Genomic DNA, 628 nt, shown 5'->3' on the forward strand with positions numbered 1-628 from the left:
CATAATTGCGGCTTGTTATTGCACCAGAGCGGGTGCGATAAGCATAATTGCCAGGCAATTGTGCCCACCAAGCCGCCGCTAACCCTAAATCTTCCCGCGCAATCACAGCCCCACCATCTGTAAGACGAGAACGCGCTTTGGCAAGATTATCCGCTAACTCTTGCGGCGTATCAGCAAAAACTGCCAATGATAAATGATGCTCCCCTAAAACAAAACGATTGGATTCAAGATCATCAAGCGCATCATCCAGCTCCATAATTTGTGAGCCCGCACGGTCTCCTGCATTGACCATTTGGTTTTGTTTGCGCCCCATAATCTGCTTGGCAATGTTTTTGCTCTTGAAAACAAAAGATTGGGTGAAAATAAACTCAAAGGGAAGCGTGAGCAAACCATCCGCCATGCCTACCCTGGTTTTTGCTGGATATTCTTTCCAACCAAACATGCCCGCAAACCGCTGTTCCGCCTCATAGCGTATTTCTATGATCTCTTTTCCAAAAATGAGACGGTCTGAATAAACAGTTGAAGCTATCGTCCCCCATGTGAGGGGGATACGTTCACGACGACCTCCCACCAATTGGTGGATAAACTCACTTTGCTGCGAATAAATATTACCTTCATGTTCATAAAG

At 46.3% G+C, this 628-nt stretch carries 1 pseudogene; it reads right to left on the reverse strand.

Annotated elements, in window-relative coordinates:
* Positions 1–628, reverse strand: a pseudogene (locus tag ACFIKY_RS09190) (transporter); the annotation flags it as partial.

The organism is Bartonella sp. CR127HXZ, assembly GCF_042194555.1.
Taxonomy (GTDB): Bacteria; Pseudomonadota; Alphaproteobacteria; order Rhizobiales; family Rhizobiaceae; genus Bartonella; species Bartonella grahamii.